This window comes from Nocardia sp. NPDC087230, assembly GCF_044744725.1.
In the GTDB taxonomy this organism is placed as follows: domain Bacteria; phylum Actinomycetota; class Actinomycetes; order Mycobacteriales; family Mycobacteriaceae; genus Nocardia; species Nocardia canadensis.
In genome coordinates this window covers 1172347-1196862 of sequence record NZ_JBIUYV010000001.1, presented here as the reverse complement: position 1 = coordinate 1196862, position 24516 = coordinate 1172347, and the positions used below count along the sequence as shown (strand labels likewise).

Genomic DNA, 24516 nt, shown 5'->3' with positions numbered 1-24516 from the left:
CGCGTGAGAACCGCAGGGTGTAAATACTTCTCATGATGTTCTGGCGGCGTCGGCCGAAAGCCGATCTGCACACGGTGCCCAGGTGGCCCAACGACCCCGACGCGAGGAAGGTCCTCGCCCACTATCTCGCCCAGCTCCCCGCCGACCCGACGGTGCCACGCACGACCGAGATGCTGTTCAACGGCTGGGGACTCGACCTCACCGGCAGCGATCTGTCGGGACTCGATCTGGGTGGCGCCGAGCTCGGCGAAGCCCGGCTGGCCGGTGCCCGGCTGATCGACACCGACCTCTACGGCGCCTGGATGCTCGCCACCGATCTGTCCGGGGCCGATCTCACCGGCGCCGACCTCGGGACCGCGCAGGCCCGCGACTGCGTCTTGCGCACGGCCCGGCTCGTCGGCGCGCGCCTGATGAAAGCCGATTTCGCGGCCTCCGATTTCCGCGGCGCCGATCTGACCGGCGCCGACCTGCGCCGGGCCTGCTTCGGCGACAGCGACTTCCGCGGCGCGAGTCTGCGGGACTGCCGGCTCGATCGCGCGAACTTCGACGGCGCGCGGCTGGCCGGCTGCGATCTGACCGGCGCCAGCGGGGCGGTCGACGGCGCGATCGACATCGGTTACGAGTCACCGCGGCTGGTGCGCGGCGAGGAACTCGCGGCGTGGTTCGCCCGCAACGGCGCCACCGCGGTCGGGGTAGCCGTGTGCGGATGAGGTAGCCACGCCCGAGCGCGGGGCAGGTGACCACGAATTTCCTTGCACGAGTGGGTAATACACGCGCATTCTGACGCTGTGCAGAAGCTGGTCGCGGTGGTTCTCGCGTTCGTGGTCGGATTCGGGATCGTCGGCTGCAAGGCGGACGAAGGAGCCGACACGGCGAAAGAAGTCGTGTGCGAGATGGTGGTCCCGGTCGTCGAGGTCGTCGCGACGAAGCTGAGGGCCGGAATGACGGTGACGGCCGCGCTCGTCGTCGCGGCGACCGGCATCGCGCTCTCCCAGGCCTGCACGTACCTGCTCGACCGGCTCGGCGAGGCACCCGACGAGGAGATCCCGGTGATTCTGGACAACGGAAAGGGCACCGAGACAACGAAAGTCAGCGCGAACACCTTCACCAGCGTCACCCAGAACTGGTGCGACAAGACCGGCGGCTGCACCGGCTACGACCGCTGCCCCACCGGCTACCTGTGCCTGTTCACCGGCAGCGAGGGCACCGGCAAGATGTCGCTGTTCAAGATCGGCTCACCCGACCTCGCCGGCCAGCACATCGAGAGCGCCGCCCGCTCGGTCTACAACCGCACCGGAAAGACCGCCACCCTCTTCGCCGCCCGCGACAACACGGGCGAGTCCTATACCGTCGCGAAATCCGCCCAGGGCGACCTCCCGGGCGACTGGCAGGCCAGGGCCCGCTCCCTCACCGTCGGCCCCCTCCCGACCGCCTCCGTCAGCCGGACAAGCCCCACCACCCCCACCGGCCCGAGCACCCCGAAGTCCTCCGCGACCACCCCCTCGAGCACGCGGAGCACCTCTGGATCGTCGACCCCCACGAGCTGAATTCCGCGGCGTCGCCGACGAACCGGGGTGCGGCCGGTCGGATTTCAGCTGCTTCAACGAAGACCGAGGCCCCCGCGGGTGCGGGGGCCTCGGTGGGTCTAGCTATCGAGAGTGCGTCAGCGACGGCGCTTACCCTTGGTTTCAGCGCGGGCGGCCTCCCGGCGTTCGCGGCGGGTGCCGGGCTGCTGGCCGCCGTATTCCTGCGCGTCGGAATGGGATTCGGCGCGGCCGTCCTCGGCGGGACCCGAGTAGTTCAGGCCGCGGGGGGCCTGATCGGAGATGCCCTTGGCGCGCAGGGCGGGCGGGGCCTGGGTCTCGACGGGGGTGTCCTGGGGGCGGGCGCCGACCGGGGAGCGCAGGCCGGTGCCGACGGACACGCCTTCGGGCTGGGGCTGCTGGACCTCGACCTGGAGGTTGAACAGGAAGCCGACCGACTCCTCCTTCAGACCCTCGAGCATCGCGGCGAACATGTCGAAGCCCTCGCGCTGGTACTCGACCAGCGGGTCGCGCTGGGCCATCGCGCGCAGGCCGATGCCCTCCTTGAGGTAGTCCATCTCGTAGAGGTGCTCACGCCACTTGCGGTCCAGGACCGAGAGCAGGACCTGACGTTCCAGGTTGCGCATCGCGCCCTCGCCGGCCAGGCCGTCGATCTCCTGCTCGCGCTTCTCGTAGGCGGTGTGCGCGTCGTCGAGCAGAGCCTCGCGGAGTTCGTCGCGGGTGAGCTCGCCTGCGTCGCCGGTGTGGGTCTCGCCCACCAGCTCCTTCTGGTCCAGGCTCACCGGGTACAGCGTCTTGAGCGCGGTCCACAGCTTGTCCAGGTCCCAGTCCTCGACGTAGCCCTCGGCGGTGGCGCCGTCGACATAGGCCGCGACGACATCGGTGATCATGTTCTGGACCTGACCCTCCATGTCCTCGCCACGCAGGATCCGGTTGCGCTCGCCGTAGATGACGGTGCGCTGCTGGTTCATCACCTCGTCGTACTTCAAGACGTTCTTGCGGATCTCGAAGTTCTGCTGCTCGACCTGGGTCTGGGCGCTCTTGATGGCCTTGGATACCATCTTCGCCTCGATCGGCACGTCGTCGGGCAGGTTCAGGCGGGTCATGATCGCCTCGAGCGCGGCACCGTTGAAGCGGCGCATCAGCTCGTCGCCCAGCGACAGGTAGAAGCGGGACTCGCCCGGGTCGCCCTGGCGACCGGAACGACCGCGCAGCTGGTTGTCGATACGGCGCGACTCGTGCCGCTCGGTGCCGAGCACGTACAGACCACCGGCCTCGCGCACCTTCTCCGCGTCGTCCTCGGTCTGCTTCTTGACCTGCTCGAGGGCGGAGTGCCAGGCGGCCTCGTACTCGTCGGGGGTGTTGACCGGGTCCAGGCCCTGCTTGCGCAGCAGGATGTCGGCGATGATGTCGGCGTTGCCGCCGAGCACGATATCGGTACCACGACCGGCCATGTTGGTGGCGACGGTGACCGCGCCGGGCCGACCGGCCTCGGCGATGATCTGGGCTTCCTGCTCGTGGAACTTCGCGTTCAGCACCGAGTGGGCGACGCCGCGCTTGGTGAACTGCTTGGACAGGTACTCCGAGCGCTCGACGCTGGTGGTACCGATCAGGACCGGCTGGCCCTTCTCGTGCCGCTCCACCACGTCGTCGACGACCGCGGCGAACTTGGCCTCTTCCGACTTGTAGATCAGGTCGGCCTGGTCCTTGCGGACCATCGGCTTGTTCGTCGGGATCGGAACCACGCCGAGGTTGTAGATCGAGTGCAGCTCGGCGGCCTCGGTCTCGGCGGTACCGGTCATACCGGACAGCTTGTTGTAGAGGCGGAAGTAGTTCTGCAGGGTGATCGTGGCCAGCGTCTGGTTCTCCGGCTGGATCTCGACCTTCTCCTTGGCCTCGATCGCCTGGTGCATGCCCTCGTTGTAGCGGCGGCCGACCAGGATGCGGCCGGTGAACTCGTCGACGATGATGACCTCGCCGTCGCGGACGATGTAGTCCTTGTCGCGGGTGTAGAGCTCCTTGGCCTTGATGGCGTTGTTCAAGTAGCTCACCAGCGGCGAGTTCGCGGCCTCGTAGAGGTTGTCGATACCGAGCTGGTCCTCGACGAACTCCACGCCCGCCTCGTGCACACCGATGGTGCGCTTCTTGATGTCCACCTCGTAGTGGACGTCCTTCTTCAGCAGCGGCGCGATGCGCGCGAACTCGGCGTACCACTTGGACGAGGCGTCGGCCGGGCCCGAGATGATCAGCGGGGTACGGGCCTCGTCGATGAGGATGGAGTCGACCTCGTCGACCACGGCGAAGTTGTGCCCGCGCTGGACGAGATCGTCCAGCGAGTGGGTCATGTTGTCGCGCAGGTAGTCGAAGCCGAACTCGTTGTTGGTGCCGTAGGTGACGTCGGCGTGGTAGGCCACCCGGCGCTCGGCCGGGGTCATGCCGCCGAGGATCACGCCGACCTCGAGGCCGAGGAAGCGGTGCACGCGGCCCATCCACTCGGCGTCGCGCTTGGCCAGGTAGTCGTTGACGGTGACGACGTGCACGCCTTCGCCGGAGAGCGCGTTCAGGTACGCGGGGAGCACACAGGTCAGGGTCTTGCCCTCACCGGTCTTCATCTCCGAGATATTGCCCAGGTGCAGCGAGGCGCCGCCCATGATCTGCACCTTGTAGTGCTTCTGGTTCAGCACCCGCCAGGACGCCTCCCGAGCCACCGCGAACGCCTCGAGCAGCAGGTCGTCGAGGGTCTCACCGTCGGCGAAGCGCTGCTTGAACTCGCCGGTCTTGGCGCGCAGCTCGTCGTCGGTCAGCTGCTCGATCTCCTCGCCGTACGCGATGACCTCGTCGGCGAGGTTCGACAGGCGCTTGACCATGCGACCTTCACCAATCCGTAGCAACCTCGTCAGTGTCAGCGCAGGCACGGGTCTCGTCAGTCCTCTGGTCGGAGTGTGTTCGGCTAGTGAGCCACGGTGTTATGGGCCATGGTAGTCCGCAGACCACCGTACCCGGCCGGGAGTACCCGTGCCCGGTGTACCGGGCGATGGCATCGGCCCAGGTCACGCGCGCCGATGAGGCTCCTTGCCCGGCACCGCGATTCACCTACGGTGACGTAGGATGAGGCACGTGCCCGATCTGCGCGGTGCGGCACCGGAAGGAGTAGCGGAGCGCGTGATCACGAGACTGACGCCGCAGGATGCGTCGTTCTACCGACTCGAGTCGAGCAGCAACCCGATCCACATCGGCTCTCTCGCGATCCTCCAGAACACCGAAACCGGCGTCACCGGCCAGGTCCTCGACTACGACGGCCTCATCGACCTGGTCGAATCCCGGCTGCCGCTGGTGCCGCGCTACCGCCGCAAGGTGCGCGAGATCCCGCTCGCCCTGGGCAGGCCGGTGTGGGTGGAGGACAGCCGCTTCGACATCAGCTACCACATCCGCCGCTCCGCGCTGCCCGGTCCGGGCAGCGACGAACAGCTCTACGACCTGGTCGCCCGGCTCGCCTCGCGCCCGCTCGATCAGGGCAGGCCGCTGTGGGAGATGTATCTCATCGAGGGGCTGGCCGACGGGCGCAGCGCGGTGTTCACCAAATCGCACTCCGCGCTCGTCGACGGCGACACCGCCCTCGAGATCGGGCACGTGATCCTCGACAACAGCCCGCTGCCGCGCGAACTGGCCGACGACGCGTGGCGGGCCCCGCGCGAACCCACCGACGTGGAGCTGCTGGCGGGCGCGCTGTCCCAGCTGGCCGCGCAGCCGCGCGAGGCCTACGAGGTCGCCCGCGACGCCGGGTCGAACGCGTTCGGGCTGGTCCGGGGCACGCGCATGGCGGTCAAGGCGGCGACGAACGCGGTCCGCGCGGCGACCTCCGGGGTCGCCGACAGCCCGCTCAACGCCCGTACCTCGCGCAGCAGGCGGTTCGACGTGGTGCGCACCGACCTCGAGGACTACCGGACCATCCGGCGCCACTTCGACTGCTCGATCAACGACACGGTGCTCGCCGTGGTCACCGGCGCGCTGCGCAACTGGCTGCTCTCACGCAACGAGGCCCTGGTCGAATCGGACAACCTGCGGGCCGTGGTGCCGATGTCGGTCTACGTCGACGGCGGCGACCAGCTGACCCCGGCCAGCGAGGTCTCCTCGTTCCTGATCGATCTGCCGGTCGGCGAGCCGAATCCGGTCATGCGCCTGTCCCACATCTCGCACGCCACCGAAGCCGCAGGTCGGCAGCGTCGTGGCGTGCGGGCTCGCACGCTGGTGCACCTGGCCGGGTTCGCCCCGGCGAGCCTGCACGCGATGAGCGTGCGCGCGGCGAGTACCTTCGCCGACAACACGTTCAACCTGGTGATCACCAACGCGCCGGGACCACAGACCGCGATGTACATCGGCGGGGCGCGCATGCTGGAGATGTATCCGGTATCGCCGCTGCTGCGCAATCAGACGTTGAGTTTCGGGCTCACCTCGTACGACGGTCAGGTCTTCTACGGACTCAACGCCGACCGCGACGCCATGGCCGACATCGACGTCCTGGCGGCGTCGGTGCACGAATCGATGGAGGAGTTGCTCGGTGCCTGTATCTGACAACGGCAAGCTGCGCGTCTACATCCCGGCGACGATCCCGATGCTGCGCAGGCTCGTCGACGAGCGGGAGGTGTTCCCGCTCGGCGCGACCGCGTTCGCGGTGACACCCGCGCTGCGCGAGGCCTACGCCGCAGGCGACGACGACGAACTGGCCGAGGTCGCGATGCAGGAGGCGGCCAGGGCGTCGATGCGGCTGCTCGCGGCCGAACGCGACGGCCTCGACGACGCGGCCGACGACGCCACCGCCGAGGGCGAGGCGGCCGACCCCGGCAGCCCGATCTACCGGCGGGCGGTGATCGCCGCCGACGTCGCCGGCGCGAAGCTGCGGCCCGATCTGGACGACGCGGTGGTGAAGCTGGCCGGGCCGATCACCTACGACCAGGTGGCGTCGGTGCACGTCGACCTGGCCGAGGCCGAGCCGCAGGTCGCCAAGGCCGTCGACGTCATCGACGCCGCGGATCTGGGCGATACCGACGCCGAGTTCGTCCTCGGTGACGCCGAGGACCACCAGCTCGCCTGGTACGCCACCCAGGAACTACCGTTCCTGCTCGACCTGCTGTGACATCTCCCGAGATCAACGCCGTGATCACCGCTGCCACTGCCATCAAACCTACGATGCCGTAACCTGGCTGCGAGCGAGCTGCCCCACCGCGGCTCGACGGCAGGACAGGGAGACAACGGCAAGCATGGTCATGAACAAGTTCCGGGAATGGCTCGAAGCACCGGCCGCGCAGGTCGGCGACCGCGGCGGCAAGCTCAACGTGCTGCGTGGCGCGGTAGCCCGGGTGACCACTCCCCTGCTCCCCGACGACTACCTACATCTGGCCAACCCGCTGTGGTCGGCGCGGGAGCTGCGCGGGCGGATCGTCGAGGTACAGAAGGAGACCGCCGATTCGGCGACCCTGGTGATCAAGCCGGGCTGGGGTTTCGACTTCAAATACCAGCCGGGCCAGTACATCGGCATCGGCATCCTGATCGACGGCCGCTGGAACTGGCGGTCCTACTCGCTGACCTGTCCGCCGGACTGGACCGGCGAGGGCGGCAAGCGGCTGATCTCCATCGCGGTGAAGGCGATGCCGGAGGGCAAGCTGTCCAGCCACCTCGTCAACGGGGTGGCCGCGGGCACGATCGTGCGCCTGGCCGCGCCGCAGGGCGGATTCGTGCTGCCGGAGCCGCCGCCGGCGAAGGTGCTCTTCCTCACCGCGGGCAGCGGCATCACCCCGGTGATGTCGATGCTGCGGACGATGGATCGGCGCGACGGCGTCTCCGATGTGGTGCACGTGCACTCGGCGCCCACCGACGCCGATGTGATGTTCGGCGCCGAGCTGCGGGCGCTGCACGACAAGCACCCGAGCTTCGTCTCGCACCTGCAGCTGACCGACGCGCAGGGCCTGTTCTCGCTGGCGAGCCTGGACGAGCTCTACCCCGATTGGCGTGAGCGCGAGACCTGGGCCTGCGGCCCGGCCCCGATGCTCGACGCGATCGAACAGCATTGGAAGACAGCCGGAATCGCCGAGAAGCTGCACATCGAGCGCTTCGAGGTCGAGCGCTCGGCGATCGGCGAGGGCGGCACCGTGACCTTCGGCACCACCGGCCGCACCGTCTCCGCCGACGGCGCGACCAGCCTGCTCGAGGCGGGCGAGTCGGTAGGGGTCCAGCTGCCGTTCGGCTGCCGGATGGGCATCTGCCAGACCTGCGTGGTCACCCTGTCCGCCGGACACGCCCGCGACCTGCGCAACGGTGACGAACGTCAGCCGGGCGACAAGGTGCAGACCTGCATCTCCGCCGCCGCAGGTGACTGCACGCTCGACATCTGAGCACCCCACGCACTTCGGACACCAGGTACCCTCGGAGTAATGCGTCGGCCATATGAATGGCCGACAGCGGCTGGTCCCGGCTACCACGCGCCGACCGGCGCACGAGGGCCGAGAACGCGGCACAGCCAGCCGTTCTCGGCCCGTCTCCGTTCCGACCCGACCAGCCGCCACACCAACAGAGAGGACCCCGGTGGCCATCACCGATATCCAGGCCTTCGCCCACCTCACGTCGGCCGACATCGAGACCCTGGGGAAAGAACTCGATTCGATCCGCCGTTCGGTGGAGACCTCCCGCGGCGAACGCGACGCGAAGTACATCCGTCGCACCATCGCCGCCCAGCGCGCGCTGGAAGTGGCGGGACGCGCGGTGCTGTTCGGCAGCCGCAACCGCTGGGCCTGGCTCGGCGGCACGGCGCTGCTGTCGGTGGCCAAGATCATCGAGAACATGGAGCTCGGGCACAACGTCAGCCACGGGCAGTGGGACTGGATGAACGATCCGGAGATCCACTCCACCAGCTGGGAGTGGGACATGACCGGGACCTCGGCGCAGTGGCGCCGGGCGCACAACTACTCCCATCACACCTACACCAACGTGCTGGGCAAGGACGAGGATCTGGGCTTCGGCATCCTGCGGATGACCCGCGACGAGGCCTGGCACCCCAAGCATCTGGTGCAGCCCGCGGCGAATCTGTTGCTCGCGGCCACCTTCGAATGGGGCATCGCGCTGCACGACCTCGGCATCGAGAAGGAGCTGGCCGGCGTTCCGACCAAACAGCTGCTCTCCGAGCCGAACAAGGAGTTCGCCCGCAAGGCGGGCCGCCAGGTCGTCAAGGACTTCGTGCTCTACCCCGCGCTGACCGGTCCCGCCTGGAAGTCGACGCTGAAGGCGAACACGACCGCCAACCTGGTCCGCAACCTGTGGGCCTACGCGGTGATCTTCTGCGGCCACTTCCCCGACGGCGCCGAGAAGTTCACGATCGAGCAGCTCGACGGGGAGACCCAGGGCGAGTGGTACCTGCGCCAGATGCTGGGCAGCGCCAACTTCAAGGCCGGTCCGGTGATGGCCTTCATGAGCGGCAACCTCTGCTACCAGATCGAGCACCATCTGTTCCCCGACCTGCCGAGCAACCGGTACCCCGAGGTCGCGGTGCGCGTGCGCGAACTGTGCGACAAGTACGACCTGCCCTACACGACCGGCTCGCTGGGCAAGCAGTACCTGCTGGCGTTCCGGACCATCCACAAGCTGGCCCTGCCGGACCGCTTCCTGAAGCGGACCGCCGACGACGCGCCCGAGACGTCCTCGGAGCACAAGTTCGCCGGCATCTCGCTGCCGGACGCGCTGCGGGTCGATCCGGAGACGGGCAAGCGCTTCGGCCTGCGCTCGGCGCTGCACGACGCGAAGGTGTCGCTGGAGATCAAGGCCAGGCACGAGAAGGAAGTGCTGCGCGAAGCGAAAGCGACGCTGAAGGCGCGGGCGCGGCAGGAGAAGCTGGCATTGCGCGAGGCCAAGCGCGCCCTCGGCGAGCGGGCCAAGCACGAGCGCGGCGCGCTGCGCGACCGAGCGGCCAAGCGGATGGCGCGCCGGGGATGAGATAACATCTCCATCTCGATTTCGCAATAGGACGTTTCACACAATCCGGGCCCGAAATCGCCAACCTACGCTCTCGTAACCTACGGTAGTGTAACCGGCATGGCGATCTCGGATGTCAAGGAATACGCGCACCTCACCGCCGCGGATGTCGAAGCTCTCGGTGCTGAGTTCGACGCGATCCGCCGCGAAATCGAATCTTCACGGGGGGCCGCCGACGCGCGCTACATCCGCAATGTCATCCGCCTACAGCGGGCGCTGGAGATCAGCGGACGTACCGTGCTGTTCGCCAGCTTCCTGCCGCCGGCCTGGCTGGCCGGCGTCGCCCTGCTTGGCACTGCCAAGATCATCGAGAACATGGAGATCGGGCACAACGTCATGCACGGGCAGTGGGACTGGATGAACGATCCGGAAGTCCACTCCACCTCGTGGGAATGGGACAACGCGGGCCCGTCGGCGCACTGGAAGATCACCCACAACTTCCTGCACCACAAGTACACCAACGTCCTGGGCATGGACGACGACATCGGCTACGGCCTGCTGCGCGTCACCCGCGATCAGCGCTGGATGCCGTTCTACCTGGGCAACCCGGTCTACAACCTGCTGCTGCAGATGCTGTTCGAGTACGGCGTCGCCATCCAGCATCTGGAGCTGGGCAAGGTCGCCAAGAAGAAGTGGACCAAGGACTCGCCCGAGTGGCAGCAGTTCGACGCCGACCGCAAGCTGGTGCTCAAGAAGATCGGCAAGCAGGCGGCCAAGGACTACGTGATCTTCCCGCTGCTCACCGGTCCCTCGTTCTTCACCACCCTGACCGCCAACATGGCCGCCAACGTGGTGCGCAACGTGTGGACCAACGCGGTGATCTTCTGCGGCCACTTCCCCGACGGCGCGGAGAAGTTCACCAAGGCCGACATCGAGAACGAGACCCAGGGCGAGTGGTACCTGCGCCAGATGCTGGGCAGCGCCAACATCTCCGGCGGCAAGGTCATGCACTTCATGACCGGCAACCTCAGCCACCAGATCGAGCACCACCTGTTCCCCGACCTGCCGAGCAACCGCTACGCCGCCATCGCCGTGCGGGTGCGCGAGCTGGCCGAGAAGTACGACCTGCCCTACACCACCGGGTCGCTGCCGGTGCAGTACTTCAAGTCGTGGCGCACGATCCTCAAGCTGTCGCTGCCCAACAAGTACCTGCGCCACACCACCGACGACGCCCCGGAGACCAAGTCCGAGAAGCTGTTCGGCGGCAATGCCGTCAGCACCGTCGACCCGGTGACCGGCCGTCGCCGTGGCCTGCGCACCGCGCTGGACGCCGGGCGCAAGCTGGCCCGCCGCTCGATGGCCTGACCGGCTGCGGTTGACTGGTCGGCGTGTGTGCCGACCAGTTGAGCGTCTACGACGCGATCCGCCTGCGCCGTGATGTGCGCGCCGAGTTCACCGGCGAGCTCGTCGACGACGACACCCTGTGGCGGATTCTGGACGCCGCCCACCGCGCGCCCAGCGTCGGCAACTCCCAACCGTGGGACTTCGTCGTGGTCCGCAAGCCGGACACTCTGCGCCGCTTCGCCGACCACGTCGCGGGCAAGCGGGTCGAGTTCCGGGACGCGCTGCCCGCCGATCGGGCCGAGACCTTCGAGCCGATCAAGATCGACGGGATCATCGAGAGCGGCACCGGCGTCGTGGTCACCCACGACGACCGGCGCGGCGGACCGCAGATCCTGGGCCGGGCGACGGTGCCGGAGACCGGCGTGTACTCGACGGTGCTGGCCATCCAGAACCTGTGGCTCGCGGCGACCGCGGAGCGGGTGGGCGTCGGCTGGGTGTCGTTCTACGATCCGGAGTTCCTGCGCGCGCTGGTCGACCTGCCCGCCGGGATCAAGCCGGTGGCCTGGCTGTGCGTCGGACCGGTGCGCGAATTCCAGCGGGTCCCCGACCTGGAACGATTCGGGTGGCGATCGGGTCGCTCGCTCACCGAGGCCGTGCACCACGAAACCTTCGGCGGCTGAACGCGATCCGGGCACCCGCTGCGACAGCGGATGCCCGGAGGGGTGTGTGTTGGTGTCAGGCCAGTCGGATCAGGCCGTAATCGAAGGCGTGTCTGCGATAGACGACCGAGGGCCGGTCCGTCTCGCGATCATGGAACAGGAAGAAGTCGTGCCCGACCAGTTCCATCTGGTAGAGCGCATCGTCCACCGACATCGGTGTCGCGGTGTGCACCTTGGTGCGCACGATGTGGCCGGGACCGTCCTCGTGTTCGGGTTCCTCGGCATGGGCGTGCGCCGCGGCGCCGTTCGGCGCGGCGAACAGGGATTCGTCCACCAGCGTCGCGGTGGCCTGCGCGACCGAGACCGGCGTCTTGTCGCCGTAGTGCACGACGCGCCGCTTGTCCTTGGTCCGGCGCAGTCTGCTCTCGATCTTCTGGGTGGCCGACTCCAGCGCGGCGTAGAAGCTGTCTGCGCAGGCTTCCGCGCGCACGATCGGTCCACGGCCGCGCGCGGTGATCTCGACGCGCTGACAGGCCTTGCGTTGACGACGGTTGCGTTCGTGGAAAAGTTCCACATCGAAGAGGAATATCGACGGATCGAAGCGCTCTAGCCGAGCCAGCTTCTCCGCGACATAGATTCGATAGTGGTCGGGGACTTCGACATTCCGACCGGAGACCACCACTTCGGCGTGCGGGCTCTCGGTCGAGTCGGCGGCACTGTCAGCCAGTGCCGTGGGGTCAGCATCTCGCACTGATGCCCGTGAAGAAGTCGTCACGCGTACCTCCCGGATATGGCCGCACACGATGAAGCGAGTGCGGCGGGATTGAGCTGTGCCGATCGGGATTCGCTCGGCACCAGATGTCCGCGGCGCCACCTCCCAAACTTGTCGTTCGGTGTGTGTCCGCGACGCTAGTCCGCCACGGGCAAGTGCGCCACTGTTCACGCAAATTTCGCGGAGTCAAGCCGCGCAGGTCACCAAAACGGCGCACGGAAGTACGCCGATTCGACTAAGAACGCGTACCGATTCGGTGACAGTCGCCCCTGTCGTGAGCACGTCGTCGACCACGACTACCTCGGCGTTCGCCGCGATGGCCGCCGCGTCGGCGAGCTGGGTCACGGTCATGATCTTGTCGTGCAGATTGTGGGCACGCTCGCGTGGCGTCAACCCCACCGAGTCGCGGACCCCGCGCCGCATCCGCAGCAGCGGCACACTCCGGCTATCGATCAGCCATCGCGCGGCCTGCGCCGCCGAGCGCGCCACCGGGTCACCACCGCGGCGGCGCGCGGCCGCCGATCGAGTCGGCGCGGGCACGAGCACCAGCGGGCGATCAGGGGCCCGTAGCCGGTCCAGAGCCAGTGCCAGCGCCAGCCCGAGTGGTGCGGCCAGGTCGCGCCTGCCGTGCTCCTTGGCGGCCAGCACGGCGCGGCGCCCCGGACCGCGATAGGGACCCAGCGCCCAGCACGGGACGCCGGGATCGGTGCGCGGACGGACCCGCACCGGGACCCGGCTCAGCTCGGCCGCGCAGCCGGGGCACCACGCGACGCCCGCCGTCGCGCAGCCACCGCAGTGGACGGGCAGCACCAGATCGAGCAGGGCTCTCATAGCGGGTGAGTATCACAGCACCCACCGACAAGTCAGCTGGGCAGCACCGGGACGACGCGCTCGCCGGTCAGACCCGGCACCTCGCGCCAGAAGCGGTCGTTGCGAGCCGGATCGGCGGTCTGCAACTGCAGCACGGCGCGGGAGTCGGCCACGTACTGGGTGGCGGGCGCGGCCGTCACCACCCGCACCGGCGGGGTCAGGTTCTGCGAGGTCACCGGGGAGAACTGGGAACCGTCGATGGAGACGGTGAAAACCGGGTCGACGTTGCCCTCGCGGGCCACCATGATCGTGTCGCCGGTGACCCAGCTCAGCGAGACCGCGCGAGTGCTCAACCCGAGCGCGAGCGGCAGCGGGGAGGTGAGCGCGTACTTGCCGTCGGGACGACGTTCGACCACCGCCACGTAGACCTTGCCGTCGGCGATCAGCGCGGCCCGCACGCCGGTGCGCGAGACCACCACCTCGCTGATCGGCGGCCGCGGCGCGCCCGTCCCCTCGAACAGGGCGGTGGTGTCGACGTCCTGGACCGAGACGTTGCCGGTGGCGCGGTCGGTGACCGCACGGATGACGCGATCGCCGTCGAGCACCGTCCAGGCGGCGCCGCCGTCGGAGGTCCACGACGGCCGGGCGATGCTGGTGCCCTCGGCCACGGCGAAGGCCTTGGCGCCGTAGTTGCCGATCAGCAGGGTGCGGCCGGGTTCGGGTGCGGGCCTGCCGGTGTCGGCGACGGCGGCGACGAACTGGCCGTCGGCGGAGATGCCCACCGACTGCAGGTTGGTCGCCTCGCCGAAGGACCCGCTCGGGGTGACGATGCCGTCGGGGGTGACCTGCACCAGCGTGCCGTTGCGCAGCGCGTGCAGGCCGATCCGGTTCTGGCCGGGGGCCGAGGCGCTGTACTGGTCGAGGTCGGCGACCGACCAACCGGCCGCGTACCGGTCGTCGAGCGGTTTGCCGTCGGCGAGCAGCACGTACGGGCCGAGGATGTCGGCGCCGGCCAGCGTCATCACCACCTGGGCGGCGAGCAGTTCGCGTTCCTTCTGCCCGAGCTGGGCGACCCCGGTGAAGTCGATGCGCACCCCACCGATGCCGATGCCCACTTCGCCGGGCTCGTCCTTGGCCTTGACGATCGGGCCGCGCACGGCCACCGGTTGCGCGAGCTGATTGCGCACCACCGGCGCGATCGCCGACTGGGGCCCGGCGCCGAGCATGCCGATCAGCCGCTCGGTCAGCTGGGCGCGCGGCACCGAGATCCAGCGCGGGTCGGGGACCAGCACGGAACTGCCCGGATCGACGTATTGCAGCACGTAGCGGCGGTAGGTCTTGTCGAACGCGGTGGAATCCATCACGACGCCGGGGGGCAGTTCGGTGATCCGCCACTCGCCGTCGATCTTGCTCATCTCGATCTTGTTCTCGAGCGTGCCCTCGACGGCCCGGTAGCTACCGTCGCCGCCCAGCTCGCCGACCTTGCGAGCGCGGATCACGTAGCTGGCCTTGTCGCCGGAGCGCGATTCCCGCAGGGTGTCGGGGCGATCGACGATGGTGATGCTCGCCTCGTCGTTCCATTCACCGGCGGTCTCGGGCGCCATGTACTGGCGGGCCGCGGCGTGCCGGTTGGCCGGATCGGCGCTGGCCGCGAGGAAGTCACCGACCAGCAGGTCGGGGTCGCGGCCCGAGGTCGGCGGCGGCGGTCCCTCCGAGGTGGGCGCGCGATTGATCGTGCCGAGTGCCTGGGGTGCCGAGGACTCCGGCAGGCTGGCGCACCCGCTCAGGACCAGCGCGCCGACCAGCGCGGCCGCGACCAGCGCGGCGGCCCGCCGCCCCCAGCGCACACCCCGCACGTTCGTCATGACTGTCGGTCTCCGGTCTCGGTGGACATCGGCTGGTCCTCGGCGCCGGTGGTCTCGGCGCGCCCGTTCGACGCCGGGTGCGCGTCGGGCGGGTCCGTCCGGGCGTCCGAGGGGATCGGCCCGGTGCCGGTGGGCTCGGTCGGCATCACATCGGGGCCCGCGGTGCCTGCCGGCTCGGTCTCGATCGCGCCCGCGGGCTCGGTCCTGATCTCCGCCCGGTCGCCGGAATCCGGTTCGGGATCGGCCTCGGGCAGGGCGGGGACCTTGCGCAGCATCGGTTCCAGGGCCAGCGGACTGGCCCCCAGTTTACGGCCGCGCACCATCGGCAGCAGCAGCCGGAAGCTGGCGCCGACGCCGGGATCACCCCACGCCTCGAGCCTGCCTTCGTGCAGGTTGGCGTCCTCGACGCTGATCGACAGGCCCAGACCGGTGCCGCCGGAGCGCCGCACCCGCGACGGGTCCGAGCGCCAGAACCGGTTGAAGACCAGCTTCTCCTCGCCCGGCCGCAGGCCGACGCCCTGATCGCGCACGACGGTCGCGACCGCGTTGGCCTCGGCGTCGCCGCGCATCCGGATCAGCACCGGCTTGCCCTCGCTGTGGTCGATCGCGTTGGCGAGCAGGTTGCGCAGCACGCGCTCGACCCGGCGCGGGTCGACCTCGGCGACGACCGGCTCCTCGGGCAGATCGATGACGACCTCGACGCCGGCTTCCTTGGCCAGATGCCGCACCGTGGAGATCGCCGCCCGCGCGCACATCCGCACGTCGAGCGATTCCACCTGCAGCTCGGCCACACCGGCATCGTGCCGGGAGATCTCGAGCAGGTCGTTGAGCAGGCCCTCGAACCGGTCCAGCTCGTTGACCAGCAGCTCGGAGCTGCGAGCCAGCGCCGGATCGAGATCGTCGCTGGAGCCGTGGATGAGGTCGGCGGCCATGCGCACCGTGGTGAGCGGGGTGCGCAGCTCGTGGCTGACGTCGGAGGTGAACCGGCGTTGCAGATTGCCGAATTCCTCCAGCTGGGTGATCTGGTTCGACAGGCTCTCGGCCATCTCGTTGAACGCCTGCGCCAGGCGGGCCATGTCGTCCTCGCCGCGCACCAGCATGCGTTCCTTGAGCCTGCCGTCGGCGAAGCGACCGGCGATCCGCGCCGCCGACCGGATCGGCAGCACCACCTGCCGGGTGACCAGCGCGGTGATCGCGGCGAGCAGCACCAGCAGCACCACGCCACCGATGAGCATCGTGCCGCGCATCAGCGACAGACTCGCTTCCTCGCTGGCCAGCGGGAAGATCAGATAGATCTCCAGGGTCGCGACCTCGGCGCTCGGGCTGCCGATGATCAGCGCGCGCCCGCGATAGCCGTCCGGGTCGGCGACGGTGGTGAACTGGTAGGAGACCTGGTTGCGCTGGACGAAGCGGCGCAGCTCCTGCGGCACCTCCGAGATGGGACCGGTGGTGAGTTCCTGCGGCGGCGTGCCGCCGACCATCGCCAGCGCGGAGTCGAAACTGCCCGCCGCGCCACTGGACTGCCCGGTGCCGCCACGGCTGGACAGCGCGGCGCGGGCGTCGGCGAGCTGTTGCTGCTGACTGTTCGCGTCATGAACGCCGGAGAGCTTGCCCTCGATCGTGCTGCGGGCGCGATCCATCTCCTCGACGGCGGCGTTGATCTTGGCTTCGAGCAGCCGGTCGGTGATCTGACCGGTGAGCACGACACCGAGGATCGTGATCACGATGAGCGAGAGGGTCAGCGTGGACACGATGACACGCAGTTGCAGCGACCGGCGCCAGAGATGGCCCAGCGCGGTCCCGACAGCCTGGAACCAGGCCATGACCGGGGCCGCCCATCGCCGCAACTGCGTGACGAAGGTTTGCGCACGTCCGTCGTGCGCTGGAGGCGCTGACGCTGTACCGGCAGGTCGACCGTCGGTCACAGCGGCGCCTCACAGGTACCGATCACGGCGGTCCGGCCTTGTAACCGACACCGCGGACGGTCAGGACGATCTCCGGGTTCTCCGGATCCTTCTCGACCTTGGCGCGTAGTCGCTGCACGTGCACGTTGACCAGGCGGGTATCGGCGGCGTGCCGGTAACCCCAGACCTGTTCGAGCAGCACCTCACGGGTGAACACCTGGCGCGGCTTGCGCGCGAGCGCGACCAGCAGGTCGAACTCCAGCGGGGTGAGCGAGATCTGCGCGCCGCCGCGGGTCACCTTGTGCGCGGGCACATCGATGACGATGTCGGCGATCGAGAGCAGCTCGGCGGGCTCGTCCTCGGTACGGCGCAGACGCGCGCGCACGCGGGCGACGAGTTCCTTCGGCTTGAACGGCTTGACGATGTAATCGTCGGCACCGGACTCCAGACCGAGCACCACGTCGACCGTGTCGGTCTTGGCGGTGAGCATCACGATCGGAACGCCGGAATCGGCCCGGAGCACGCGGCATACGTCGATGCCGTTCATCCCGGGCAGCATCAGGTCCAGCAACACCAGGTCGGGGCGGATCTCCCGCACCGCCGACAGGGCCTGCGTGCCGTCGCCGACCACGTGCGGGTCGAACCCTTCCCCGCGCAAGACGATGGTCAGCATCTCAGCGAGTGCCATATCGTCGTCGACGACCAGAATCTTGGGCTTCATAGTCCTATGTTGTCATCTCCCAGGCCAGGATCGGGCCGCCACGCCATTAATGGTGTGAACCCGTCGCGTATCCAACCTTATCCGGCAAAGATTTCCGAGCAGAGGGTGAGTAGGGCGGGCCCATCGTCATCGGATCGGTATGTCCACCAGCGACCGAACCAGTCGCGGTCGGCCAGCTCACGATAGACCTCCCCGGTACGGTGCTGTAGACCGCCGTCCCGCTCATAGGCGTCCAGGGCCCTGGCGGTGTCGAGTTCACCACGGCGCCGGGCGCGTTCGGCCGCGACCTCGGTGGGAATGTCGATCAGGACGGTGAGGTCGGGCGTCGGCAGGGCCAGCCTGCCGAACTCCAGATCGCCCACCCAGGAGACGATTTCACCGTCGGCGTCCTGTTCGGCGCGAGCGGCGGAGTAGGCGGCGTTGGACGCCACCCAGCGGTCCAGGATGACGATGTCGTTGGCGTCCAACAGGTTCGACAGCTCCGCGCTCGCGTCGGCACGGTCCAGGGCGAACATGATCGCCATCGCGTTGATCGAGCCGGCGAGGTCGCCGTGCCCGCCGCGCAGGGCCTCCGCGGCCAGATCGGCGTGGACGGACCGGCCGTATTGCGGAAAGGCCAGGCTGCCCGCGCGCAGCCCCTTTCCGGACAATTCGTCGATCAACCCGTCGATCAGCGTCCGTTTACCGGCGCCGTCGAGGCCTTCCACCGCAATCAGCACGCCCATGAGCGGTGAGATTACCCGGCCGGAGGCGGCGAGCGCCGCATGCCCCACCCCGGAATCTCCGGCGGCCGCCGGACGCGGCGACGAGCCGGGCGCCGGACGGCCGTGTCTTCCGACGCGCCGGGACGACGGGGACCGGATTGCCCGTTTCACCTCGCGACACCAGTGTGAAGTGGTCTCATTCCAAAGTCCTCGGCGGATCGGCTCCGTCCGGGCTACCGGGGCGCACGTCAACCCCGCGCCCGCGCCGGGCCGCTCGACCCAGGAGTCATCATGCTCAACCGAACCGTTCTCCGTGCCGCCGTGGCCGCCGCCGCGCTCGGCATCGCCCTCGCCGGCTCCGGCGTCGCGACCGCCGCGCCCACCGCCGACCCCATCGGACGCGGCGAGCACGCGCGCAGCGGCTCGGCCGCCCTGCTCAGCGGCTCGGCCGAAGCCGGTTCCGCCGCCGCGGGCTCGGCGGCCGAACTCGCCGCCTGCGCGCTGCTGGAAGCGGTCATCCCGCTGCCGATCTGCCTGCTGCTGGTCTGACCGGGTACGGCACGGGCCTGCCACCAGAACTGCGGTCTGGTCCGTGCCGACTCCCCCGGCGAGGATTCCGCCATGCACAAGATCTTCCGCCTCACCGCCGCCACGCTGGCTCTCACCGCCGCCCTCGCCTGCGGCACCGCCTCCGCCCAGACCCCGGTCGCCACCCCCGACGCGGGCTCCTCGGCGGCCTTCAACTCGGTGATGTGCGCCCTGCTCGGCATCAGCAGCGAACACAACATCTTCTGCACCGGCGTGATCATCGGCTGACGAAGCCAGGCGCCCGGCCCGACCACCCTCCCCGAGGGCACTCGATGCTCGTTCGCACACCGACCACCTCGACCGCCGCGCTGGCCGCCCTCGCCCTGCTCGGCGCCGGCGCCGCGACAGCCGAATCCCCGGCACCGACCACGGTCGGCGCCGACATCGCCAGCGGCGCCGATGCCGTCCCCACGATCTGCAATACCGGGCCCGTCGGCTGACCCGCCCGGAACACGACAGTGGCCCGTCGACCGGTCGATCGACGGGCCACTGTCGTGAGTATCAGTAGCGGTAGTGGTCCGGCTTGTACGGGCCTTCCACGTCCACGCCGATGTACTCGGCCTGATCCTTGGTGAGCTTGGTCAGCGTGCCGCCGAGGGCCTCGACGTGGATCCGCGCGACCTTCTCGTCAAGGTGCTTGGGCAGCCGGTAGACCTCGTTGTCGTACTCCTGCGGCTTGGTCCACAGCTCGATCTGCGCGATGACCTGGTTGGAGAAGCTGTTCGACATCACGAACGACGGGTGGCCGGTCGCGTTGCCCAGGTTCAGCAGGCGGCCTTCCGAGAGCACGATGATCGCCTTGCCCGAGTCGAAGGTCCACAGGTCGACCTGCGGCTTGATCTCGAGGCGGGTCGCGCCCGAACGCTCCAGCGCGGCCATATCGATCTCGTTGTCGAAGTGACCGATGTTGCCGAGGATGGCCTGGTCCTTCATCGCCTTCATGTGCTCGAGGGTGATGATGTCCTTGTTGCCCGTCGAGGTGATGACGATGTCGGCGTTGCCGATCGCCTGCTCCACGGTGACCACGTCGTAGCCGTCCATCAGCGCCTGCAGGGCGTTGATCGGGTCGATCTCGGTGACCTGCACGCGCGCGCCCTGGCCGGCCAGCGACTCCGCGCACCCCTTGCCGACATCGCCGTAACCGCAGATCAGCACCTTCTTGCCACCGATGAGCACATCGGTGCCCCGGTTGATGCCGTCGATCAGCGAGTGGCGGGTGCCGTACTTGTTGTCGAACTTCGACTTGGTGACCGAGTCGTTGACGTTGATCGCCGGGAACACCAGCTCACCCGCGGCGGCGAACTGGTACAGCCGCAGCACGCCGGTGGTGGTCTCCTCGGTGACGCCCTTGACCGAGTCGGCGATGACACTCCACTTGGTCTTGTCGGCCTCGAGGCTCTCGCGCAGCAGGTTGAGGAACACCTTGTACTCGGCCGAGTGGTCGGCGTCCTCGGGCGGCACCACGCCGGACTTCTCGAACTGCGCGCCGCGCAGCACGAGCATGGTCGCGTCGCCACCGTCGTCGAGGATCATGTTCGCGGGCTCGTCCGGCCAGGTGAGCATCTGCTCGGCCGCCCACCAGTACTCCTCCAGCGTCTCGCCCTTCCAGGCGAAGACCGGAGTGCCCTTGGGCTCGTCGACGGTGCCGTTGGGCCCGACGACGATGGCCGCGGCCGCGTGGTCCTGGGTGGAGAAGATGTTGCACGACGCCCAGCGCACCTGTGCGCCGAGAGCGACGAGCGTTTCGATCAGGACGGCGGTCTGCACCGTCATGTGCAGCGATCCGGAGATGCGCGCGCCCGCGAGCGGCTGCACATCGTGGTATTCGCGGCGCAGAGCCATCAGGCCGGGCATCTCGTGCTCGGCGAGGCGGATCTCCTTGCGGCCGAATTCGGCCAGCGAGAGATCTGCCACCTTGTAATCGATGCCGTTGCGAACGTCAGCGGTCAGCTCGGTGCGCGCGGGAAGTTCTGAGGTCGTCATCAGCCTCTCCTGGTAGTCAGTACCGAGGCAAGGCTACCGCGTGTGGGCTCGCAGGTTTCCCGGTCCTCGACGGGCGGCGGTCAGGCCGCGGCGCGGTATCGGGCCAGCAAACGCCGCTCCTTGGGCGGGGCGACATTGGCCAGCGACAGGTCGCCGCCGTAGTGGGCGGCCACCTTGGGGTCCATCACCGCACGCCACAGCGGCGGGACGGCCGCCAGCAGCAGCATCGTGGCGTAGCCGGCGGGCAGCTGCGGCGACTCCTCGGTCGAACGCAGGGTCTGGTAGCGGCGGCCGGGGTTGGCGTGGTGGTCGCTGTGACGCTGCAGATGGAACAGGAAAATGTTGGTGACCAGGCGATCGCTGTTCCAGCTGTCGCGCGGGGAGCAGCGCTCCCAGCGGCCGTTGGGCTTGCGGGCCCGCAGCAGTCCGTAGTGCTCGACATAGTTGACGGCTTCCAGCAGCCCGAAGCCGATGACGGCCTGCAGGACCAGCCACGGCGCGATCGCGGGCCCGAAGGCCAGCAGCAGCGAACCGAACAGCACCGCGCTCATCGACCACGCCTGCAGGATGTTGTTCTTGGTGCTCCACCAGCCGCGCCCCTGCCTGGCCAGGCGCGCGCGCTCGAGCTGGATGGCCGACCGGAAGCCCCCGATCACGCTGCGCGGCAAGAACTCCCACAGCGACTCCCCCAGCCGGGCACTGGCCGGATCGTCGGGGGTGGCGACCCGGGCGTGATGGCCGCGATTGTGCTCGACGAAGAAGTGCCCGTACCCGGACTGGGCGAGCGCGATCTTCGACAGCAATCTTTCAGCACTCTCGACCCGGTGGCCCAGTTCGTGGGCGGCGTTGATGCCGATCCCGCTGACGAAGCCGACGGTGGCGGCCAGTCCGAGCTTGTCGATGACGTCGAGTTCGTCGCCCGCCCACATCGCGCAGGCGATCACCAGGCCGATCAGCTGAACCGGCAGGAACAGATAGGTGCACCACCGGTAGTACCGGTCGGCGGAGAGCGCCTCGTAGTCCTCGTCGCGCGGATTGTTGCCGTCCTCGCCGACGATCCAGTCCAGGACCGGAATGGCGATGAGCACGATCACGGGTCCGATCCACCAGAGCACTTCCGCCTTGGTGTGGTACACGAGTTGGGAAGGCAGCAGCGCCGACGCCGGAGCGATCAAGCCCAAGGCCCATAGATACCGTTTGGGATCACGAAATCCCCCCGGTTTGCCAACCGTTTGCACGCACGCTCCGCTGTAAAAAAAACTAATCGCCGACCGATGTGAATACTGACAGACCGTAGGCGCGTTACACAGAGTCACGGCGCCAAACGTGGTGACGGTTACATGGTGGCGAATCAGAGCCGATCAAGCGCGGTCGTGATCGCCGTCACCGATCGGGGCCCGGACGCCGCGTACCTGCACGATCGCTTCGACGTACGGACTCAGCAGCGCGCTCATCTCGGCGGGCGCGTCCCGCTCCGGCACCGGCGGATTGGGGATGTAACTCAGCGCGATCCGCACCAGGGCGTGCGCGAGCACGTCGGCCTCCGCGTCGGTGGCGTCGACCCAGCTGCGCTGGAAGACCACGGCCAGCCGCGCGGTGGCGTGCTCGAGCAAGGGGCCCGCGTCGAGGGTGATCAGGCGCAGCAGGTCCGGCTTCATCTCCCCGGCCAGCAGCGAGCGCACCAGCGGGTCGGCCGCGGCCGCGAGGAAGAACCCGGTCATGCCGACCCGGATGGCGGCGCGGGCGTCGCCGACATTGTCGTCGAGCGCCTCGCGCACGTGGTCGACGAGCTCGTCGGCCAGCCGGAGCGCGTAGGCCTGGGACAGACCCGCGCGCGACCCGAACTCGTTGTAGAGCGTCTGCCTGCTGACCCCGGCGCGCGCCGCGACATCACCGAGCGTGATCTTGGACCAATCACGCTCGGTGAGCAGTTCGCGCATCCCGTCCAGGACGGAGGTGCGTAGCAGTTCCCGCGCGGCCTCCTGGTACGGGATGCGCGGTCCGGTGCGCGGCGTGCCCGCGACGCTCACGAACGTTCGATCTCGACCATGAAGAAATCGGACTTGGCCGCGCCGCAGTCGGGGCAGGTCCAGTTGTCCGGGATGTCCTCCCACTTGGTGCCGGGGGCGATGTTGTCATCGGGCCAGCCCTGCGCCTCGTCGTATTCGAACCCGCACTGCACACACTGGTAGAGCTTGTACTCGGTCACCGCGATACTCCTACCGCCTCGAAGTCGATCTTCTCCCGCACCCCGCAGTCCGGGCAGCACCAGTCGTCGGGAACCGACGCCCAGGGCGTGCCGGCCGGAAATCCCTCGCGCGGGGCTCCTTTCGTTTCGTCGTAGACATAATCACAGACCGGGCAGCGATACGCACTCATGCCTGGCCCTCCTGTCCGTACCGGGCGAGCACCCGCTCGCGACGCTTGGGTTCGATGTTGGCGCGGGTGACGTCGCCCGAGTAGTGCGCGAGCACGCGCTTGTCCATGACCTTGCGCCAGATCGGCGGGAAGTAGGCGATCAGGATCATGCTCGCGTAGCCGCTGGGCAGGTTCGGCGCACCGTCCCAACTGCGCAGCGTCTGATAGCGACGGGTGGGGTAGGCGTGGTGGTCGCTGTGCCGCTGCAAGTGGTACAGGAAGATGTTGGTGACGATGTGGTCGCTGTTCCAGCTGTGCTCGGGCGCGGGCCGCTCGTAGCGCCCGGTGGCCGTCTTCTGCCGGACCAGGCCGTAGTGCTCGAGGTAGTTCACCGACTCGAGCAGGCTGAAGCCGACGACGGCTTGCAGGATCAGATACGGCAGCACCTCGATGCCGAAGATCGCGATCAGGCCCAGCCACAGCACCACCGACATCGCCCAGGCGTTGAGCACGTCGTTGCGCAACGTCCACGGGCTCTTGCCCAGCCGATGCAGGCGTTCCTTCTCCAGGTGCCAGGCCGAGCGGAAGCTGCCCCACACGGTGCGCGGCCAGAACGCCCAGAACGTCTCGCCGATGCGGGCGCTGGCCGGGTCCTCCGGCGTCGCGACGCGGACGTGGTGGCCGCGGTTGTGCTCGATGTAGAAGTGGCCGTAGAACGACTGGGCCAGCGCGATGCGCGCGAGCCAGCGCTCCAGCTCGACTTTCTTGTGGCCGAGTTCGTGCGCGGTGTTGATGCCGATGCCGCCGATCATGCCGACGCTGATCGCGATGCCGATCTTGTCGACCACGTTCGCCCCGCCGGGGAAGCCGAGCCAGTGCAGGTTCGGCGCGGTGATGATGTAGCAGGCGAAGATCAGTGAGGCGTACTGGAACGGCAGGTACAGGTAGGTCAGGTACCGGTAGTACTTGTCGTTCTCCAGGTACTCCATCACCTCGTCGGGGGGATTGTCGCCGTCGGGACCGAAGAACAGGTCCGCGATCGGGATCACGATGTACACCAGCACCGGTCCGAGCCAGAACGGCACTTCGGCCAGGCGATGCCAGCCGAGCTGATTGAGGCCCCAGATCAGGGGGATCGCGATCGTGAACAATCCGGTCGGGGCGAACAGGCCCCACAACCAGAGATAGCGCTTGGAATCGCGCCACTGCGGGGGCGCCACCCGCTGTTCGGACGCGTTGGCATCTGTCGACATCGTCGTCTCCATCCTGCGACACAGCTCACATCTGTGATGTGCGTAACTCTCT

General features: G+C 68.5%; 24 protein-coding genes. 11 read left to right on the top strand and 13 right to left on the bottom strand.

Going from position 1 to position 24516, the window contains the following annotated elements; all coding sequences use genetic code 11:
* The first annotated feature begins 35 nt into the window (after positions 1–35).
* Positions 36–710 (top strand): pentapeptide repeat-containing protein, encoded by a 675-nt coding sequence (locus ACIO52_RS05695; protein WP_218718644.1) that lies wholly within the window; start codon positions 36–38, stop codon positions 708–710.
* 78 nt (positions 711–788) lie between these two features.
* A complete protein-coding gene (locus ACIO52_RS05690; RefSeq protein WP_402641936.1) occupies positions 789–1547 on the top strand; it encodes a peptidase inhibitor family I36 protein in 759 nt (252 codons plus the stop codon).
* Between the two features lie 116 nt (positions 1548–1663).
* Here ACIO52_RS05690 and secA read toward each other — a convergent pair whose 3' ends face one another.
* The gene (secA, locus tag ACIO52_RS05685; protein ID WP_342801692.1) at positions 1664–4459 is read right to left on the bottom strand and encodes a preprotein translocase subunit SecA; all 2796 of its coding nucleotides are present in this window, start codon (positions 4457–4459) and stop codon (positions 1664–1666) included.
* 247 nt (positions 4460–4706) lie between these two features.
* Between secA and ACIO52_RS05680 the strand changes: the two genes are divergently transcribed.
* The 6 genes from ACIO52_RS05680 to bluB all read left to right on the top strand — a co-directional run bounded on the left by ACIO52_RS05680 (position 4707) and on the right by bluB (position 11527).
* A complete protein-coding gene (locus ACIO52_RS05680) occupies positions 4707–6116 on the top strand; it encodes a wax ester/triacylglycerol synthase family O-acyltransferase (protein ID WP_218718641.1) in 1410 nt (469 codons plus the stop codon).
* 40 nt (positions 6117–6156) lie between these two features.
* Complete coding sequence (locus ACIO52_RS05675; protein WP_218718684.1) at positions 6157–6678, top strand: DUF6912 family protein; 522 nt, start codon at positions 6157–6159, stop codon at positions 6676–6678.
* 124 nt (positions 6679–6802) lie between these two features.
* Complete coding sequence (locus ACIO52_RS05670; RefSeq protein ID WP_218718640.1) at positions 6803–7933, top strand: ferredoxin reductase; 1131 nt, start codon at positions 6803–6805, stop codon at positions 7931–7933.
* 190 nt (positions 7934–8123) lie between these two features.
* A complete protein-coding gene (locus ACIO52_RS05665; protein ID WP_218718639.1) occupies positions 8124–9524 on the top strand; it encodes a fatty acid desaturase in 1401 nt (466 codons plus the stop codon).
* A gap of 99 nt (positions 9525–9623) precedes the next feature.
* The gene (locus ACIO52_RS05660; RefSeq protein ID WP_218718638.1) at positions 9624–10868 is read left to right on the top strand and encodes a fatty acid desaturase; all 1245 of its coding nucleotides are present in this window, start codon (positions 9624–9626) and stop codon (positions 10866–10868) included.
* 23 nt (positions 10869–10891) lie between these two features.
* Positions 10892–11527: a 5,6-dimethylbenzimidazole synthase gene (gene bluB, locus ACIO52_RS05655; RefSeq protein ID WP_316575893.1), complete on the top strand. Its 636-nt coding sequence runs from the start codon at positions 10892–10894 to the stop codon at positions 11525–11527.
* Positions 11528–11582: 55 nt separating this feature from the next.
* Here bluB and hpf read toward each other — a convergent pair whose 3' ends face one another.
* From hpf to ACIO52_RS05625, 6 genes are all read right to left on the bottom strand, one after another.
* A complete protein-coding gene (hpf, locus tag ACIO52_RS05650; protein ID WP_218718636.1) occupies positions 11583–12281 on the bottom strand; it encodes a ribosome hibernation-promoting factor, HPF/YfiA family in 699 nt (232 codons plus the stop codon).
* Positions 12282–12464: 183 nt separating this feature from the next.
* Positions 12465–13109, bottom strand: a complete 645-nt coding sequence (locus ACIO52_RS05645; protein WP_402641930.1) for a ComF family protein — start codon at positions 13107–13109, stop codon at positions 12465–12467.
* 32 nt (positions 13110–13141) lie between these two features.
* Complete coding sequence (gene lpqB, locus ACIO52_RS05640) at positions 13142–14953, bottom strand: MtrAB system accessory lipoprotein LpqB (protein ID WP_342802286.1); 1812 nt, start codon at positions 14951–14953, stop codon at positions 13142–13144.
* Positions 14950–16776, bottom strand: coding sequence for an MtrAB system histidine kinase MtrB (gene mtrB / locus ACIO52_RS05635; protein ID WP_316575896.1), 1827 nt, complete (start codon positions 16774–16776; stop codon positions 14950–14952). The genes lpqB and mtrB overlap by 4 nt, the downstream gene beginning before the upstream one ends.
* A gap of 124 nt (positions 16777–16900) precedes the next feature.
* Positions 16901–17578 (bottom strand): MtrAB system response regulator MtrA, encoded by a 678-nt coding sequence (gene mtrA / locus ACIO52_RS05630; RefSeq protein ID WP_019048752.1) that lies wholly within the window; start codon positions 17576–17578, stop codon positions 16901–16903.
* Positions 17579–17655: 77 nt separating this feature from the next.
* Entirely contained in the window at positions 17656–18303 is a 648-nt protein-coding gene (locus ACIO52_RS05625) for a dTMP kinase (RefSeq protein WP_402642178.1), read from the bottom strand.
* 270 nt (positions 18304–18573) lie between these two features.
* Here ACIO52_RS05625 and ACIO52_RS05620 point away from each other — a divergent pair, with 270 nt between their 5' ends.
* The 3 genes from ACIO52_RS05620 to ACIO52_RS05610 all read left to right on the top strand — a co-directional run bounded on the left by ACIO52_RS05620 (position 18574) and on the right by ACIO52_RS05610 (position 19310).
* The gene (locus tag ACIO52_RS05620; RefSeq protein ID WP_316575897.1) at positions 18574–18831 is read left to right on the top strand and encodes a hypothetical protein; all 258 of its coding nucleotides are present in this window, start codon (positions 18574–18576) and stop codon (positions 18829–18831) included.
* 72 nt (positions 18832–18903) lie between these two features.
* Entirely contained in the window at positions 18904–19098 is a 195-nt protein-coding gene (locus ACIO52_RS05615) for a hypothetical protein (protein WP_218718631.1), read from the top strand.
* A gap of 44 nt (positions 19099–19142) precedes the next feature.
* Entirely contained in the window at positions 19143–19310 is a 168-nt protein-coding gene (locus ACIO52_RS05610) for a hypothetical protein (RefSeq protein ID WP_402641924.1), read from the top strand.
* Positions 19311–19371: 61 nt separating this feature from the next.
* Here the strand turns inward: ACIO52_RS05610 and ahcY are convergent, their stop codons facing one another.
* The 6 genes from ahcY to ACIO52_RS05580 form a co-directional block, all read right to left on the bottom strand.
* Positions 19372–20853: an adenosylhomocysteinase gene (gene ahcY, locus ACIO52_RS05605; protein ID WP_402641922.1), complete on the bottom strand. Its 1482-nt coding sequence runs from the start codon at positions 20851–20853 to the stop codon at positions 19372–19374.
* A gap of 80 nt (positions 20854–20933) precedes the next feature.
* Positions 20934–22028, bottom strand: coding sequence for an alkane 1-monooxygenase (locus tag ACIO52_RS05600; protein ID WP_316575898.1), 1095 nt, complete (start codon positions 22026–22028; stop codon positions 20934–20936).
* A 186-nt stretch (positions 22029–22214) separates the two neighbouring features.
* Positions 22215–22883 carry a TetR family transcriptional regulator gene (locus ACIO52_RS05595; protein ID WP_308248482.1) on the bottom strand — a complete coding sequence of 223 codons (669 nt, stop codon included), beginning with the start codon at positions 22881–22883 and terminating at the stop codon, positions 22215–22217.
* Positions 22880–23062, bottom strand: a complete 183-nt coding sequence (locus tag ACIO52_RS05590) for a rubredoxin (RefSeq protein WP_189026616.1) — start codon at positions 23060–23062, stop codon at positions 22880–22882. Before ACIO52_RS05590 ends, ACIO52_RS05595 begins: the two co-directional genes overlap by 4 nt.
* Positions 23059–23232, bottom strand: a complete 174-nt coding sequence (locus ACIO52_RS05585) for a rubredoxin (protein ID WP_218718627.1) — start codon at positions 23230–23232, stop codon at positions 23059–23061. Before ACIO52_RS05585 ends, ACIO52_RS05590 begins: the two co-directional genes overlap by 4 nt.
* A complete protein-coding gene (locus tag ACIO52_RS05580) occupies positions 23229–24464 on the bottom strand; it encodes an alkane 1-monooxygenase (RefSeq protein WP_218718626.1) in 1236 nt (411 codons plus the stop codon). The genes ACIO52_RS05585 and ACIO52_RS05580 overlap by 4 nt, the downstream gene beginning before the upstream one ends.
* Positions 24465–24516 lie beyond the last annotated feature (52 nt).

Coding starts and splice junctions, on each gene's coding strand:
- ACIO52_RS05695 (WP_218718644.1), top strand. CDS start 36: ATGTTCTGGCGGCGTCGGCCGAAAGCCGATCTGCACACGGTGCCCAGG.
- ACIO52_RS05675 (WP_218718684.1), top strand. CDS start 6,157: ATGCTGCGCAGGCTCGTCGACGAGCGGGAGGTGTTCCCGCTCGGCGCG.
- ACIO52_RS05670 (WP_218718640.1), top strand. CDS start 6,803: ATGGTCATGAACAAGTTCCGGGAATGGCTCGAAGCACCGGCCGCGCAG.
- ACIO52_RS05660 (WP_218718638.1), top strand. CDS start 9,624: ATGGCGATCTCGGATGTCAAGGAATACGCGCACCTCACCGCCGCGGAT.
- ACIO52_RS05645 (WP_402641930.1), bottom strand. CDS start 13,109: ATGAGAGCCCTGCTCGATCTGGTGCTGCCCGTCCACTGCGGTGGCTGC.
- lpqB (WP_342802286.1), bottom strand. CDS start 14,953: ATGACGAACGTGCGGGGTGTGCGCTGGGGGCGGCGGGCCGCCGCGCTG.
- mtrB (WP_316575896.1), bottom strand. CDS start 16,776: ATGGCCTGGTTCCAGGCTGTCGGGACCGCGCTGGGCCATCTCTGGCGC.
- mtrA (WP_019048752.1), bottom strand. CDS start 17,578: ATGAAGCCCAAGATTCTGGTCGTCGACGACGATATGGCACTCGCTGAG.
- ACIO52_RS05625 (WP_402642178.1), bottom strand. CDS start 18,303: ATGGGCGTGCTGATTGCGGTGGAAGGCCTCGACGGCGCCGGTAAACGG.
- ACIO52_RS05620 (WP_316575897.1), top strand. CDS start 18,574: ATGCTCAACCGAACCGTTCTCCGTGCCGCCGTGGCCGCCGCCGCGCTC.
- ACIO52_RS05615 (WP_218718631.1), top strand. CDS start 18,904: ATGCACAAGATCTTCCGCCTCACCGCCGCCACGCTGGCTCTCACCGCC.
- ACIO52_RS05610 (WP_402641924.1), top strand. CDS start 19,143: ATGCTCGTTCGCACACCGACCACCTCGACCGCCGCGCTGGCCGCCCTC.
- ahcY (WP_402641922.1), bottom strand. CDS start 20,853: ATGACGACCTCAGAACTTCCCGCGCGCACCGAGCTGACCGCTGACGTT.
- ACIO52_RS05585 (WP_218718627.1), bottom strand. CDS start 23,232: ATGAGTGCGTATCGCTGCCCGGTCTGTGATTATGTCTACGACGAAACG.
- ACIO52_RS05580 (WP_218718626.1), bottom strand. CDS start 24,464: ATGTCGACAGATGCCAACGCGTCCGAACAGCGGGTGGCGCCCCCGCAG.